Raw genomic sequence first — 14,500 nt, forward strand, 5'->3', positions numbered from 1 at the left:
TCTTCGAAGAGATCAAACATAAGCGCGCCGTCCCTGGTTGTGGGTCGGCGCGCACTGCTGTGACCAGGTAGGTAACCTCGGCAGGTGCATCTCAAGAGCCTCACGGTCAAGGGCTTCAAGTCCTTCGCCAACGCCACGACGCTCCGGCTGGAGCCCGGGATCACCTGTGTGGTGGGCCCGAACGGCTCCGGTAAGTCCAACGTCGTCGATGCCATCGCGTGGGTTCTGGGTGAACAGGGCGCGAAATCCCTGCGTGGCGGCAAGATGGAGGACGTCATCTTCGCCGGTACGACGGGCCGGGCCGCGCTCGGTCGCGCCGAGGTGACCCTGACGATCGACAACTCCGACGGTGCGCTGCCCATCGACTACACCGAGGTGTCGATCACCCGCCGGCTGTTCCGGACCGGCGAGAGCGAGTACGAGATCAACGGCGACTCCTGTCGTCTCCTCGACATCCAGGAACTCCTCAGCGACTCCGGTATCGGCCGCGAGCTGCACGTGATCGTCGGCCAGGGCCAGCTCGACACCGTCCTGCACGCCAACCCCGAGCACCGCCGCGCCTTCATCGAGGAGGCCGCCGGGGTCCTCAAGCACCGCAAGCGCAAGGAGAAGGCGCTCCGCAAGCTCGACGCGATGCTCGCCAACCTCACCCGGATCGGCGACCTGGCCTCGGAGCTGCGCCGCCAGCTCAAGCCGCTCGGCAAGCAGGCCGAGATCGCCCGGCGGGCCGCCGGCATCCAGGCCGACCTGCGCGACTCCCGGCTCCGGCTGCTCGCCGACGACCTGGCCACCCTGCGCGGCACCCTGCACCGGGAGGTCGCCGACGAGACGGCCCTGCGGGAGCGCCGGGAGGTCGTCGAGGCCTCGTACGCGGAGTCCTCGGCCGAGCTGACCGGGCTGGAGAACGCGCTGGCCGCCGACGCGCCGGCGCTCGCCCGGGCCCAGGAGACCTGGTACCGGCTGTCCGCGCTCCAGGAGCGGCTGCGGTCCACCGCCCAGCTGGCCGCCGAGAAGCTGCGCTACCTGTCCACCGAGCCGGCCGACGAGCGCGCCGGACGGGACCCGGAGCAGCTGGAGGCCGAGGCGCAGAAGGTCCGCGAGCAGGAGAACGGGCTCCGCGAGGCCCTGGAGGAGGACGAGGAACGGCTCAAGGAGTCCGTCTTCGCCCGCCAGGAGCTGGAGGTCCGGCTCCGCGAGGCCGAGCGCGCGCTCGTCACCGCCGCCAAGGCCGTCGCGGACCGCCGCGAGGGGCTCGCCAAGCTGTCCGGCCAGGTCGGCGCGGTCCGCAGCCGGGTTGCGGCGGCCGCCGAGGAGCTGACCCGGCTCACCACCGCCCTGAACGAGGCCCGGACCCGGGCCGAGGACGCGGCCGTCGCGCTCGCCGAGGCCCAGGGCGAGGGCGAGGCCGTCGACGAGGGCGACGCGGACCTGGACCTGCGGCACACCGACGCCAAGCAGGCCGCCGACCTGGTGTCCGCGCGGATCAAGGAACTGACCGACGGGGAACGCGCCGCCGAGCGGGAGGTCTCCGGCTGGAAGGCGCGCGCCGAGGCCCTGGAGCTGGGGCTGCGCCGCAAGGACGCGGCCGGGGCGCTGCTCGCCGCGGCCCAGCGCACCCCGGGCGTGCTGGGCAGTGTCGCGTCCCTGCTGACCGTCGAGTCGGGGTACGAGGCCGCGTTGGCCGCCGCCCTCGGCGGGCTGGCCGACGCGGTGGCCGTGGACTCGGTCGACTCCGCGACGGCGGCGATCACGCTGCTCAAGGGCGACGACGCCGGCCGGGTGTCGCTGCTGGTGGCGGGCGCGGCCCCGGCGGCGGCCCCGGGCGGCCGCCCCGCCCTGCCGTCCGGCGCCCGCTGGGCCCTCGACGTCGTGCGCGCCCCCGCCAGCCTGGGCGACTCCGTGGCCGCCGTGCTGCGCGGCTTCGCCTTCGTCGGCGACCTGGCCGCCGCCCGCGCGCTGGTCGCCGACCAGCCCGGCCTGACCGCCGTCACGACCGACGGCGACGTGCTGTCCGCCGGGCACGCGGCCGGCGGCTCCGCCAAGGCCCCGAGCCTCCTGGAGGTCCAGGCCGCCGTGGACGAGGCCCGGCTGCGCCAGGCGGAGTTCGAGGAGCGGGCCGCCGAGCTGGCCGATCAGCTGGAGGTGGCCCGCGAGGAGCTGGCCGTCCGGCGCGAGGCCGTCACCGTCGTGGCCAACCTGCGCCGGGAGGCCGACGCGCAGCGCAACGCCGTGCAGCGCCGGCTCGCCGAGCTGGGCGCGGCCGCGCGCAGCGCCCAGAGCGAGGTCGACCGGTACAAGGCGTCGTGGGAGAAGGCCGAGGCCGCCCGCGAGCGTGACCTGGCCGGGCTCGCGGAGCTGGAGGAACGGCTCCAGGCGGCCGAGGACCTGCCGGTGGACGAGGACCCGTCCACGGAGGAGCGCGACTACCTGGCGTCGGCGGCCCAGGCGGCCCGGCAGGGCGAGATGGAGGTCCGGCTCGCGGTCCGGACCGCCGAGGAGCGGGTGCTGGCCCTGTCCGGCCGGGCCGAGGGGCTCGCCCGGCAGGCCCGCCAGGAACGCGCCGCCCGGGAGAAGGCCGCCGAGCGGCGGGCGGCCCGCGAGCGCGCGGCCCGGGTCGCGCACGCGGTGTCCCTGGGCGCGGGGATCGCCCTCGACCGGATCGGCGGCTCGCTGAGCGTCGCGACGGCCGAGCGCGAGGAGGCCAGTACGGCGAAGGCGCAGCGGGAGCAGGCGCTGGTCGGGGTGCGCGCCCGGGTCCGGGAGCTGTCCGGCGAGCTGGAGCGGCTGACCAGCCAGGTGCACCGCGACGAGGTGGCGCGCGCCGAGCAGCGGCTGCGGATCGAGCAGCTGGAGGCCAAGGCCGTCGAGGACTACAGCATCGAGCCGACGGTCCTGCTGGACGAGTACGGGCCGCAGGCGCTGATCCCCGTCGAGGACGGCGACCCGGTGCCCTTCGAGCGGGCGGTGCAGGAGAAGCGGGCCGCGCGCGGCGAACGGGAACTGGCGCTGCTGGGCAAGGTCAACCCGCTGGCGCTGGAGGAGTTCGCGGCGCTGGAGGAGCGGTACAAGTACCTGTCGGATCAGCTCGAGGATCTGAAAGCCACCCGGCGGGACCTGCTGACCGTGGTCAAGGACGTGGACGACCGGATCCTGGAGGTGTTCCGCGACGCCTACGAGGACACGGCGCGGGAGTTCCAGATCGTGTTCCAGACCCTGTTCCCGGGCGGCGAGGGCCGGCTCGTGCTGACCGACCCCGACAACCTGCTGATCACGGGCGTGGAGGTCGAGGCCCGGCCGCCCGGCAAGAAGGTCAAGCGGCTGTCGCTGCTGTCCGGTGGCGAGCGGTCGCTGACGGCCGTGGCCCTGCTGTGCGCGATCTTCCGCGCCCGGCCGAGCCCGTTCTACATCATGGACGAGGTCGAGGCCGCCCTGGACGACGTGAACCTGGGCCGGCTCCTCGACGTGATGCGGCTGTTGCAGGACACCAGCCAGCTCATCGTCATCACCCACCAGAAGAGGACAATGGAGATCGCCGACGCGTTGTACGGGGTCACGATGCGCGGCGGCGTGTCCCAGGTGATCAGCCAGAAACTCAAGGAAGCGTGAGTGGTCGAAACGGCCGCTCCCGCCGATGTGATCCATGAACTAGGAGACCCAGTCGTGAGAGACGCCTGTAAAGCACTGCTGATCGACTTCGACGGTGTGCTCCGCTTCTTCTCGATCGAGAGGTTGGCGGCGGTGGAGGAGCGGCACGGGCTGCGCGCCGGGGCGCTGCCCGAGATCGCGTTCCACCACAGCCTGCTGAATCCGCTGGTGGAGGGCGAGATCACCCACGCCGACTGGGAGCTGCTGACCGCCGAGGCGCTGCACACCCTGGCGTGGCCGACCCCGGAGGACGGGCCGGACGACCGGCTCGCCCGGGCCCGGGCGGCGGTCGCCGACTGGCAGTCCGACCACGGCGAGATCGACAAGGTGCTGCTGGAGTTCGTGCGGGAGGTGCGGGCCGCCGGGGTGCCGGTCGCGCTGTGCACGAACGCCTCGGACCGGCTCGACGCGGACCTGGCGGAGCTGGGGCTCGCCGACGAGTTCGACGTGGTCGTGAACTCCTCGGCGATCAGGTTCCGCAAGCCCGACAAGGCGTACTTCATCGAGGCGTCGGCGATGGTCGGCGTACCCCCCAAGTTGTGTCTGTTCGTCGACGACAGTGACCGGATCATCAACGGGGCCCGGGTCGCGAACATGGCCGCCTACCGGTTCAACAACCACGCGGACCTGGACTACCTGCGGGTCGCGCTGGGGCTGGCGCGGGCGGGCCGGGCCGACGCCGCGGACGCCTGACCCGGAAACCCGCGCCCGGACCCACGCCCGGGAACCCGCGCCCGGACCCACGCCCGGGAACCCGGACGGCCCGCAGCCGCCGACACGGCCCGAAGCCTCGGACACGGCCCGAAGCCTCGGACACGGCCCGAAGCCTCGGACACGGCCCGAAGCCTCGGACATGGCCCGAATCATCGGACGCGGCCCGGACCGGCCCGAACCCTCGGACCGGTCCGGAACCGCCCCTAGGCCCGCACCCTGACCAGCTCGTACTTCGTCGTCGGGGTCGGATCCGTCGCGAACTTCGCGTTCGTGGCGTACAGGTACGGCCCGAACGCCGCGATCGTCGCCGGCGAGTCGAACCGGGGATCGGTGATCTCCCGCCGGACCCGCCCCCGCGTCCCGCGCGGGTCGAGGTCGACCACGGAGATCCTGTTCGTCAGGTTCTGGCAGACGTGCAGCGTCAGGCCCCGGAGCAGCAGCCCGTCGCCCCGGACGAACGTGGCCCCGCCCGTGTCCACCGCGGTGCTCGCGCCGGTGCGCGGGTCGACGGTCCACAGTGTTCCGGGGTACATCTGCACCAGGATCAGGTGCCCGTTGGGCAGCACCTCGATGCCGTTGTTGAACCCGTCGGGGTCGGCGGCCCCGCCGGTCAGCGGGAGCGCGCGCACCGCCCCGGGCGCGGGCAGCCGGCCGCCGGGCCCGAGCGGCACCACGTACAGGTACGGCCGGCCGGAGTCGGTCAGGTAGACCGCGTCACGGGTGATCACCAGGTCGTTGACGAACGTGTTGTCCAGGTCGTCGGTGAGGTGGAAGAGGGCGATCCGCAGCCCGGTCCGCCCGTCGAGCACCTCCACGTCGCCGGTGTAGCCCCGCGCGACCCACACCCGGTTGTACGCGTCGACGTGGACGCCGAGCGCGATCCCGTCCTCGGTGCCCGGGGTGAGCACCGCGCCGTGTCCGGTGACCAGGTCGCCCCGGTAGATCCGGCCGTCGAGGACCGAGCCGGTCCAGAAGGTGGCGCCCCGGATGGCGATCCCCTCCGGGGCGAATCCGTCGGGTAACGGGACCGTGTCGTCGAACGGTCGGGAGGCCGCCGCCGGGGCCGCCGGGGCGAGCGCCCCCGCGAGGCCGGCGAGGGCGAGGGTGGACAGCAGTTGCCTGCGCTTCATGGGGGGCTCCTGGGGCTGGAGGTGCGCATGGGAATGGATATAGAGGTCTATCACCCTTGTGAGTCCCCTCTCCATCCATATTCGCTGTACCGACCGGACGGTACAGTCATCCCATGACTCGCGGACGGATCCTGGACGCCGCCGAGGCGCTGCTCGTGGAGCAGGGCACCGGCGCGTTCACGCTGTCCGCCGTCGCCGAGCGGGCCGGGGTCAGCAAGGGCGGCCTGCTCTACCACTTCAAGTCCAAGGAAGCCCTGGTCCAGGCCCTGGTCGAGCGCCTGGTCTCCGAGTTCGACGCGGCCATCGAGTCGCACTTCGAGGGCTCCTACGCCCGGGCGTACGTCAACGCGACGTTCGAGATCGTCGCCGGCGACCCGGCCGTCACCGGTCGGCGCTGGGCGGTCGTCACGGCCGCCGCCACCGACGCCGGGATGTCCGAGCCGCTCCGGGTCGCCTTCCGCCGCTGGCACACCCACCCCGACTCGGGGGACGAGGTGACCAGCCAGCTCGTCCGGCTCGCCGCCGAGGGGGTGTGGGAGGTCTGCCACATGGCCCCCGGCACCTACGACGCGCAGCGGCTCGCCGAGCTGCGGCAGCGCCTGCTCGACCTGATCTGAACCAACGCTCTCCAGCCGTCACCCGCGTGGGTGACGGCTGCTACCCGTGCAGGGAGGTACACGATGATCAACCGCGCCCGTTGGGGCACCACACTGACGTTCGCACTGGCAGGTCTCCTGATGGGGGTGTGGGTCACGCGTATCCCCGCGCTGGCCGCCACGTTCGGCCTCGACGCCGGCCAGGTCGGCGTCGCCGTCCTCGCCTGGGGCGTCGGAGCGCTCGTGGCCATGCAGTCGATGCGCGCCGTGATGCTGCGGTTCGGCAGCCACGCCGTGCTCCGGTTCGCCACCCCGCTGACCGCGGCCTCGCTGGTCCTGGTCGCGCTCGCCCCCAGCTATCCCGTCCTGCTCGCGGCCGTCGTGGTCTACGGCATGGTCTTCGGGATGATGGACATCGGGATGAACTCCCAGGCCGTCACCGTCGAGCAGGCCCACGGCGGCTCGATCATGAACGGGATGCACGCCGGCTGGAGCGTCGGCGCGCTCACCGGAGGCCTGCTCGGGGCCGGTACCGCCGCGCTCGGGCTGACCTTCGGCCAGGCGCTGCTGGGTGCCGCCGCGATCGGCGTGCCGGCGGCCCTCGCGCTCGGCTTCACCTACCTGCCGGACGCGCGCGGCGCCAAGGTCGCCGGTTCGGGGCCGCGTCCCCGGCTGCCGCGCACCGTCTACCTGATCGGCGCGCTGGCGTTCGCGGCGTTCCTCGTCGAGGGCTCGATCGCGGACTGGTCGGGGCTGTACCTGACCAAGGATCTCGGGTCCACGGAGGCCGTCGCCGCGCTCGGGTACCCGCTGTTCGAGCTGTCCATGATCATCGGTCGGCTGTTCGGCGACCGGCTGCGCAACCGGTTCGGCACCCGCAACATGCTGGTCGGCTCCGGGGCGGCCACCGCCCTGGTGCTGGTCGGGCTGATCGCCGCGCCGGGTCCGTTCGGCGGGCTGGCCGCGCTGTTCGTGGTCGGGTTCGCGATCTGCACCGTCATCCCGATCACGATGTCGATGGCCGGGACCATCGGCGGGGCACAGTCGGGGGCGTCCGTGGCGCAGGTCGGGGCCATGGGGTACACCGGGCTGCTGCTGGGGCCGGTCGTGCTCGGGTTCGCCGCCGACCACTCGAGTCTGCGGACCGCGTTGTGGATCGTGGTCGGGGTGTCGGTGGCGATCGCCGTCGGGTCGCGGCTGACGCGGCCGGGGACCGTGGTGCCCAGCTCCGCCGAGGACCGGGAGCTGGTCAACGCCTAGGCGGGCGGGAAGAGCCAGTTTTTGGGTACAGGGGTGCTTCGGGTTTTTCCGGGGTGCCCCTGTGCTGTCGGGTGGGGCCGGCGTGCGGAGCGCGCCGGCGGGGTGCGCCGGACCGGCTACGCGGGCGGGGTGGCCTTCTGCTGGCGGGACAGGTCCGTCAGGCCGAGGGCCAGGAGCGCCTGCGCCGCCGTGTACGAGACCATCACGCCCGCGTCGAGCAGCGTGTCCGCCCGGCCGCCGTCCGCGCCGCCCGCCTGCCGGTAGCGCCGGACGCCCACCAGCAGGTCCGAGGCCACGAACAGGGCGCCGCCCGCCGCCGCCCGGGCCGCCGAGGAGTCCCAGCCCGGGTTCCGCTCGCCGCCCCGGCCGCGCAGGTCCAGGGTCGCCACGCCCACGGCGGTGAGCAGCCCCGCGTACCCGAGGCCGGCCAGCGCCTCGCCCCACCCGGTGCGCCGGGCGACCTTCGGCAGCACGGCGGCGAAGCCGGCGAGCGCGAGCGCGTACGGCGCCGCCAGCCACGGGCGGTAGCTCAGCATGCCCGGCCGTTCGCCCAGCTCGTGCACCGCCGCCAGGTAGTTCACGTGCGCGCCCGCGAACGCGCCCGCCCCGGACAGGAACGCCAGCCGGCTCGACCCGAGCAGGGCCGTGTCCCCGGCCGCCGACAGGGTCAGCGCGGTGCCGATCCGGCGCTGGGCCGGGCTCGGGTCGGGGTCGGAGACGGCCGCCGCGAGCACCGGCATCAGGGCCGGTTTGGTCAGCCGGCGGGCCTTCGGCTTCCCCGCGAGGATCGCCAGCGTGTCGAGGACCGCCAGGCCGGCGTAACCGATCAGATTCCCCCGGGGGGTTACTTTGTTCACAAAGCCGGCCAGCGGCGCCCGTCCCAACATGTGACCATCCTGCCCCAGTCCCGAGCAGCTATCGGTGACCGGGCGGGCGTCTGTCAGGATCTTCTCCATGGACTTGTGGGTTTACGCCGTCATTCTCGGGGTCGTGCTGCTGCTGGGCGGCGCGGGACTGGTCGTCGCCCAGCGCTCCCGGCGGGCCGTCGAGGCACCCCCGACGCGCCCGGAGCTCCCCCCGCGGGCCACGCCGGAGGAGCCGACCGAAGCCGGGTCGGCCCCCACTCGTACCCATGACATCGGCGAAGCCGCTCCCGCGCCCGCACCGGTCGACCAACCGGAACCCACCGCGGGTCGGCTCGTGAGGCTCCGGGCCCGGCTCGCCCGGTCGCAGGGCACCCTCGGCAAGGGCCTGCTCGGCCTGCTGTCCCGGGACTGCCTCGACGACGAGGTCTGGGACGAGATCGAGGAGACCCTGATCACCGCCGACGTCGGGGTCGAGGCCACCGGCGAGCTCGTCGCCCGGCTCCGCGAACGCACCCGGGTGCTCGGCACCAAGACCGCCTCCGAGCTGCGCGCCCTGCTCGCCGAGGAGCTGACCGCCGCCCTGGACCCGGGGATGGACCGCTCCCTCAACAGCGCCCGCGAGGGCCGGCCCGCCGTGATCCTCGTCGTCGGCGTCAACGGGGCCGGCAAGACCACGACCTGCGGAAAGATTTCCCGGGTACTGATCGCCGACGGCCGCACCGTCCTCCTCGGCGCGGCCGACACCTTCCGGGCCGCCGCCGCCGACCAGCTCGCCACCTGGGCCGGCCGGGTCGGCGCCGAGATCGTCCGGGGCCCCGAGGGCGGCGACCCCGCCAGCGTGGCCTTCGACGCCGTCAAGCGCGGCATCGACACGGGCGTGGACACCGTCCTGATCGACACCGCCGGCCGGCTCCAGAACAAGGTCGGACTCATGGACGAGTTGGGCAAGGTCAAGCGGGTCGTGGAGAAGCACGGGCCCGTGGACGAGACCCTCCTCGTGCTGGACGCGACGACCGGTCAGAATGGTCTGGCACAGGCGCGGGTCTTCACCGAGGCGGTGGACGTCACCGGCGTCGTGCTGACGAAACTCGACGGTACGGCCAAGGGAGGCATCGTGATCGCGGTCCAGCGTAAACTCGGCATCCCGGTCAAGCTCGTCGGCCTGGGAGAGGGCCCGGACGACCTGGCCCCGTTCGAACCCGCCGCCTTCGTGGACGCTCTGCTGGGGGACTGACGTTGACGCAGCAGGAGATTCCGCTCTACGGCGGGAACACGTCCACGGTCGTCCGGATCGGCGACACCGTGCGCCGCAACACCGGGCCGTGGACCCCTGCTGTGCACGCGCTGCTCCGCCATCTCGACCTGGTCGGGTTCACCGGCGCGCCCAAGGCGTTCGGCATCGACGAGCAGGGCCGCGAGGTGCTCTCGTTCACCGAGGGCGAGTGCGGGGAGTATCCGCTCAAGGAGCACTGGGTCACCGACGAGGCGCTGGTGACCGTGGCGACGATGCTCCGGATGTTCCACGACGCGCAGTACGGGTTCCGGCCCCAGCCCGGCGCCGTGTGGCGCTCGTTCGGCCCGCCGCCGCCCGACACCGAGATCGTCTGCCACCACGACGCCGCCCCGCACAACGTGATCTGGCGGCCCGACGGCACCCTGTCCCTGATCGACTTCGACCTGGCGTCCCCGGGCGCCCGGATCTACGACGTCGCCTACGCCGCCTGGACCTGGGTGCCGCTGTTCTCCGACCGCGACTCGGTGACCCTGGGCTGGAAGCGCCCCGACCGGCCCCGCCGCCTGCGCCTGTTCGCCGACGCGTACGGCCTGATCCCCCGCGACCGGCACCGCCTGGTCCGGACGATCCGCAAGCGCATCGTGGACCACGTCGAGGGCATCCAGCGGATGGCGGGCGCGGGCGACCCCGCCTTCGTCCGGATCGTCCACAAGGGTCACCTCCGCCGCCCCCTGCGCGACCTGCAACTCATCGACCACGAACGACCGGTGCTTGAGTACGCGTTGCGCTAGCAAAACGGTCATATCACCGTTTGGGCCAACTGCTCTTGATCTAGGGTTGCGCGGGTCGGTTAGCCTGGGCGGCAGATGGCTGGAGAGCAGCTCCGGCCGCAGGTCAAACTCCTTGGGGGTGTGATGACGACCGGCAATGGCGTGAACGTCGATCACAGCACTCTGCACTCCGGCGCCAACGACGTGCGCGGCGTGCGGACCGACGTGCAGGGTCTGCTGAAGAGCCTGAAGGGCGTGGTCGAACAGGATCTCGCCTCCGCGTGGAAGGGCAACGCGGCCGGCGCCTTCCAGCGGCTCATGGAGCAGTGGAACGGCGACGCGACCAAGCTCCTCCAGGCGCTGGCGGACATCGCGGACCTCCTCGACAAGGCGGGCACGACCCACTCCGTCAACGAGGAGAACAACCAGAAGATCGTGGACCAGATCCACAACGCGCTGAGCCCGAACCGGTAAGGGGGGACGACGAGCATGAGCATCCAGGTCAGTTACGAGGTTCTCGAGCACGCGACCGGCGAGATCAAGAAGCTCTCCGGTCAGATCGACGAGAAGCTGGACACCCTGCGCCAGGGTCTGCAGCGCCTGCAGTGGGACGGCAACGACCGCGAGGCCTACAACCAGCACCAGAAGAAGTGGGACGACGCGGTCAAGGACCTCAACTCGGTCCTCGCCCAGATCGGCGCCGCGGTCGGTATGGCCAAGCAGAACTACATGGACACCGAAATGCAGAACTCGAAGCTCTGGAACAACTGATCACGGGCGTGGCCCCGGCCCCGGTGTGGGCTGGGGCCGTCCGTGTGCTGATCGGAGAGGGGGAATACGCGGATGGGTAGCAGCCTCGAGAGCAGGACCGGCGGCATCGCGGTCGACCTGTCGACCTTCGACGGCCTGATCAAGAAGCTCGACGAGATCAACCGGTACGTCAAGGAGGACCTGCTCAAGCAGGCACTCAACCGGATCGGCGAGGCCGAGAAGGGCGGTGGCCCCGGTGGGGCCGGCGCGGCGACCCCGGTGTTCGGTTCCAGCGAGCAGGGCAGGGACATCAGCGGGAGGGTGTCCAGCGCCCGCACGGCGGCCGCGCAGGAACTCGGCACGCTGCAGCAGGAGATCGAGCGGCTCGTCTCGGTGACCAAGAAGATCCAAGAGGACTACAAGACCCTCGAGGAGAAGAACACCGCCGACGTCAAGAAGATCGAGGCGTTGTTCGAGGCGCCGATGGCGCCGCCCACGGGCCAGCCGCCGGGCTACAACCCGGTGTCCAACCCGACCCAGCAGCCGCCGACGTACGGCAACGGTTAGCCCCGGACCAACAGCGGTAGAGAGGCGAGAGCAGATGGCAGGTGTGTGGGAAGATCACGTCAATCAGATCTCGATTGACGGTCGGCCACGGGACGCACACAAGCTCTCCGAGGAGTGGCTGAACTTCAACCAGGGCGTGTCGAGCGTGTGGCAGGCCCTGCTGGAGGTCCACAACCTCACGGAGAACGACAAGTACCGCCCGCTCACCGACGCCGAAGAGATCCAGATGATGAAGGGCCGCCTGAGCCTGCCCACGGGTAAGAAGTGGAGCGGAGCGGCGGCCGACGCGTACCGGGCCCACCTCGACAAGCTGGGCAAGGCGTTCCTGGATCTCAACGAGCGCGGTGGCGAGGTCCAGCGGGGCGTGGAGCGGTGCGCGGGCTACCTCGCCACGGCCGTCGCCGGCATCCCGATCCCGTTGTTCTACACCAAGGAGCTGCCGGGCGGCACCGGCGTCGACGGCGCCTACAGCGACCCGAACACCTTCGCGACCAAGCTCGCCGACGACCGGATGAAGGGTCGCGAGTGGTACGGGGAGAAGGGCTTCCGGCAGCGCGCGCTCGCCGTCTACAAGGACCACTGGTACAGCCAGGAGGGTTCCGTCAAGGACGGCAAGTTCGACGCCGGCAACCGCCCCAAGGTCGGCTGGAACGACTCGTGGAACGACGGCTGGAACGGCAACATCGACAACGGTGAGGGCGCCAAGAAGATCGGCTGGTGGTGGGACGCCAACAACGGCACGTCCGGCAACGTCGCGGGTAAGTTCGGCTCCGACATGGACGGCGAGTCGTCGAAGATGGTCCTCGGTGACCCGAAGATCAAGTTCGACCACAAGGACATCAGGGACCCGAACGACCCGAACGGCCCCGGACCGGGACCCGGTCCTGGCCCGGGCCCGGGTCCCGGTCCCGGCCCCGGCCCGGGAAAGACCCCGGAACTGCCGAAGCCCTGGGAGAACAAGCCCTGGGACAACGGCGGCGGCCCCGACGGGATCAAGCCGTGGGACAACACCGGGACCGGTGGCTGGGAGAACAAGCCCTGGGACAACGGCGGCGGCCCCGGCGAGATCAAGCCGTGGGACAACACCGGGACCGGAGGCTGGGAGAACAAGCCCTGGGACAACAAGGACGGCAGCATCGGCGGCCTCGCCGGTGGCGGTGGCGGCGGTGGTGGCGGCTTCGGTAGCGGCGGCTACGACGGCGGCGGCGGCGGGGGCATCGGTACCACCGCCGGAGGCGGCGGCGGTGCCGTGCCCGGCCAGATGGGCACCGGCTCCCTCGGTTCCGGCAGCGGCCGGGCGCCGATGGGCGCGTTCACCGACCCGATGAAGTACCTCACCGACACCACCAAGGGCGGTGCCGGCATGGGCGGCATGGGGATGATGGGCGGCATGGGCGGCGGAGGCATGGGCGGCGCCGGTGGCGCCGAGGGTGCCACCGACACCTGGCTCCGAGAGGACGAGGACATCTGGGGCGGCAACGACGACGACGCGGCCCCCGGGGTGCTGCGGTGACGTCTCGTCGCCTCCTGACCACCGTGGTGGCCGCGGTCGCGGCCGCCACGGTGGCGGTTCCGGCCCCCGCCTCGGCGGCCCCCGGCCTGCGCGGCGAGCAGTGGTACCTGGACGCGTTGAAGATCACCGCGCTCCACGACCAGGGCATCAAGGGGCAGGGCGTGACGGTCGCCGTCATCGACACGGGCGTCGACGCGGGGCACCCGCTGCTCGCCGGCCAGGTGCTCCCGGGGCTCGAGGTCCAGGGCGGGGGCAACGGCCAGTCGGACATCGACGGCCACGGCACGCACATGGCCGGCATCATCGCCGCCAAGGGCGGTTCCGGGCCGAACGACATCCTCGGCGTCGCCCCCGGCGCGAAGATCCTGCCCGTCAAGATCCGTGACGACGAGAAGGCCCTCAGTCAGGCGCTGGGCGGCGGGATCCGCCAGGCCGTCGACCGGGGCGCCAAGGTCATCAACATCTCGCTGGGCAACTGGAGCACCCCGCCGGCGGAGCTGACCAGCGCCGTGGAGTACGCGACGGGCAAGGACGTCATCATCGTCGCGGCGGCCGGCAACCGGGAGGCCGGCGGCTCGGACATCGGCTCGCCCGCCCGGATCCCCGGCGTCGTCGCGGTCACCGGGCTGGACAAGAAGGGCGCGTTCTACTCCGGCTCCGTCCAGGGCCCCGAGGCCGTGCTGTCCGCGCCCGCCGAACGGATCACCGGCATCGACTCGCGGACCGCTCCCAAGGCGACCGGCTACTCCACGGCGGACGGCACCAGTGACGCCTCCGCGATCGTGGCCGGGGTCGTCGCACTGGTCCGGCAGAAGTTCCCCCAGGCGAACGCGGCCAGCGTGATCAACCGGCTGCTGGTCACCTCCGAGGACGTCGGCCCGAAGGGTCGCGACCCGCAGTACGGCTTCGGCCGGGTCTTCCCGAACCGCGCGTTCAGCACCCAGGTGTCGGACGTGACCACCAACCCGCTGCTCGCCGGGCCCGCGCCGGGCGGGGCCGGGGGAAGTCCGTCCGCGACCAGGGCCAACCCGGGCACGGGAACGCCGGCGGCCGACGCCGGGAAGTCCGACGACAGCGCCACCTCACCGTTCCGCACGCTGATCGGCGGCATCGCCTGCCTGCTGATCGTGGCGGTCATCGTCCTCGTCGTGGTGCTGGTCCTGCGCCGGCGCCGGAAGTCCGCCGCCGGGGCGCCGCCGCTCGGTGGGCCGCCGGGGAGCGGGCCGCCCGGTGCGCAGCCGTGGCAGACGTCCGGGTCGGCGCAGCCCTTCGGCGCGCCGGGTTCCGCCCCGCCCACCGGGCCAGTGACGTTCGGTGGACCGCCGTCCGGGCCCCCCGGAGCGCCGCAGTCCGGGCCGCCGACCTTCGGTGGGCCCCCGCCCGCCGGTGCGGGGGAACCCCACACCGACACCGGGTGGCCGCCCCCGCCGACGGGCCCGTCCGGACCCCGCTGAC

General features: G+C 72.4%; 13 protein-coding genes. 11 read left to right on the forward strand and 2 right to left on the reverse strand.

The features are described from left to right. The first annotated feature begins 84 nt into the window (after positions 1 to 84). Both smc and AB0M43_RS26185 read left to right on the forward strand, forming a co-directional pair. Positions 85 to 3,606 (forward strand): chromosome segregation protein SMC, encoded by a 3,522-nt coding sequence (smc, locus tag AB0M43_RS26180; RefSeq protein WP_363728396.1) that lies wholly within the window; start codon positions 85 to 87, stop codon positions 3,604 to 3,606. 54 nt (positions 3,607 to 3,660) lie between these two features. Next, on the forward strand, positions 3,661 to 4,338 hold the full coding sequence (locus AB0M43_RS26185; protein WP_363728397.1) for an HAD-IA family hydrolase: 678 nt from the start codon (positions 3,661 to 3,663) through the stop codon (positions 4,336 to 4,338). 224 nt (positions 4,339 to 4,562) lie between these two features. Here AB0M43_RS26185 and AB0M43_RS26190 read toward each other — a convergent pair whose 3' ends face one another. Next, positions 4,563 to 5,489 carry a superoxide dismutase gene (locus AB0M43_RS26190; protein WP_363728398.1) on the reverse strand — a complete coding sequence of 309 codons (927 nt, stop codon included), beginning with the start codon at positions 5,487 to 5,489 and terminating at the stop codon, positions 4,563 to 4,565. 113 nt (positions 5,490 to 5,602) lie between these two features. On the opposite strand from AB0M43_RS26190, the gene AB0M43_RS26195 reads away from it, so the two are divergent. Together AB0M43_RS26195 and AB0M43_RS26200 are read left to right on the forward strand one after the other, a co-directional pair. Then, complete coding sequence (locus AB0M43_RS26195) at positions 5,603 to 6,106, forward strand: TetR/AcrR family transcriptional regulator (RefSeq protein ID WP_363728399.1); 504 nt, start codon at positions 5,603 to 5,605, stop codon at positions 6,104 to 6,106. Positions 6,107 to 6,169: 63 nt separating this feature from the next. Beyond that, a complete protein-coding gene (locus AB0M43_RS26200) occupies positions 6,170 to 7,345 on the forward strand; it encodes an MFS transporter (RefSeq protein ID WP_363728400.1) in 1,176 nt (391 codons plus the stop codon). A gap of 116 nt (positions 7,346 to 7,461) precedes the next feature. Here the strand turns inward: AB0M43_RS26200 and AB0M43_RS26205 are convergent, their stop codons facing one another. After that, the gene (locus AB0M43_RS26205; protein WP_363728401.1) at positions 7,462 to 8,232 is read right to left on the reverse strand and encodes a lysoplasmalogenase family protein; all 771 of its coding nucleotides are present in this window, start codon (positions 8,230 to 8,232) and stop codon (positions 7,462 to 7,464) included. A gap of 67 nt (positions 8,233 to 8,299) precedes the next feature. Here AB0M43_RS26205 and ftsY point away from each other — a divergent pair, with 67 nt between their 5' ends. The 7 genes from ftsY (at position 8,300) to AB0M43_RS26240 (ending at position 14,499) form a co-directional block, all read left to right on the forward strand. Beyond that, positions 8,300 to 9,445, forward strand: coding sequence for a signal recognition particle-docking protein FtsY (ftsY, locus tag AB0M43_RS26210; RefSeq protein ID WP_363728402.1), 1,146 nt, complete (start codon positions 8,300 to 8,302; stop codon positions 9,443 to 9,445). A gap of 2 nt (positions 9,446 to 9,447) precedes the next feature. Next, positions 9,448 to 10,236 carry an aminoglycoside phosphotransferase family protein gene (locus tag AB0M43_RS26215; RefSeq protein WP_363728403.1) on the forward strand — a complete coding sequence of 263 codons (789 nt, stop codon included), beginning with the start codon at positions 9,448 to 9,450 and terminating at the stop codon, positions 10,234 to 10,236. A 123-nt stretch (positions 10,237 to 10,359) separates the two neighbouring features. Next, the gene (locus AB0M43_RS26220) at positions 10,360 to 10,689 is read left to right on the forward strand and encodes a WXG100 family type VII secretion target (RefSeq protein ID WP_363728404.1); all 330 of its coding nucleotides are present in this window, start codon (positions 10,360 to 10,362) and stop codon (positions 10,687 to 10,689) included. A 15-nt stretch (positions 10,690 to 10,704) separates the two neighbouring features. Beyond that, positions 10,705 to 10,986 (forward strand): WXG100 family type VII secretion target, encoded by a 282-nt coding sequence (locus AB0M43_RS26225; protein WP_363728405.1) that lies wholly within the window; start codon positions 10,705 to 10,707, stop codon positions 10,984 to 10,986. 72 nt (positions 10,987 to 11,058) lie between these two features. Then, entirely contained in the window at positions 11,059 to 11,532 is a 474-nt protein-coding gene (locus tag AB0M43_RS26230) for a hypothetical protein (protein ID WP_363728406.1), read from the forward strand. Positions 11,533 to 11,575: 43 nt separating this feature from the next. Then, a complete protein-coding gene (locus tag AB0M43_RS26235; RefSeq protein WP_363728407.1) occupies positions 11,576 to 13,045 on the forward strand; it encodes a hypothetical protein in 1,470 nt (489 codons plus the stop codon). Further along, a complete protein-coding gene (locus tag AB0M43_RS26240; RefSeq protein ID WP_363728408.1) occupies positions 13,042 to 14,499 on the forward strand; it encodes a S8 family serine peptidase in 1,458 nt (485 codons plus the stop codon). The genes AB0M43_RS26235 and AB0M43_RS26240 overlap by 4 nt, the downstream gene beginning before the upstream one ends. Position 14,500 lies beyond the last annotated feature (1 nt).

This window comes from Longispora sp. NPDC051575 (assembly GCF_040681875.1).
GTDB lineage: Bacteria > Actinomycetota > Actinomycetes > Mycobacteriales > Micromonosporaceae > Longispora.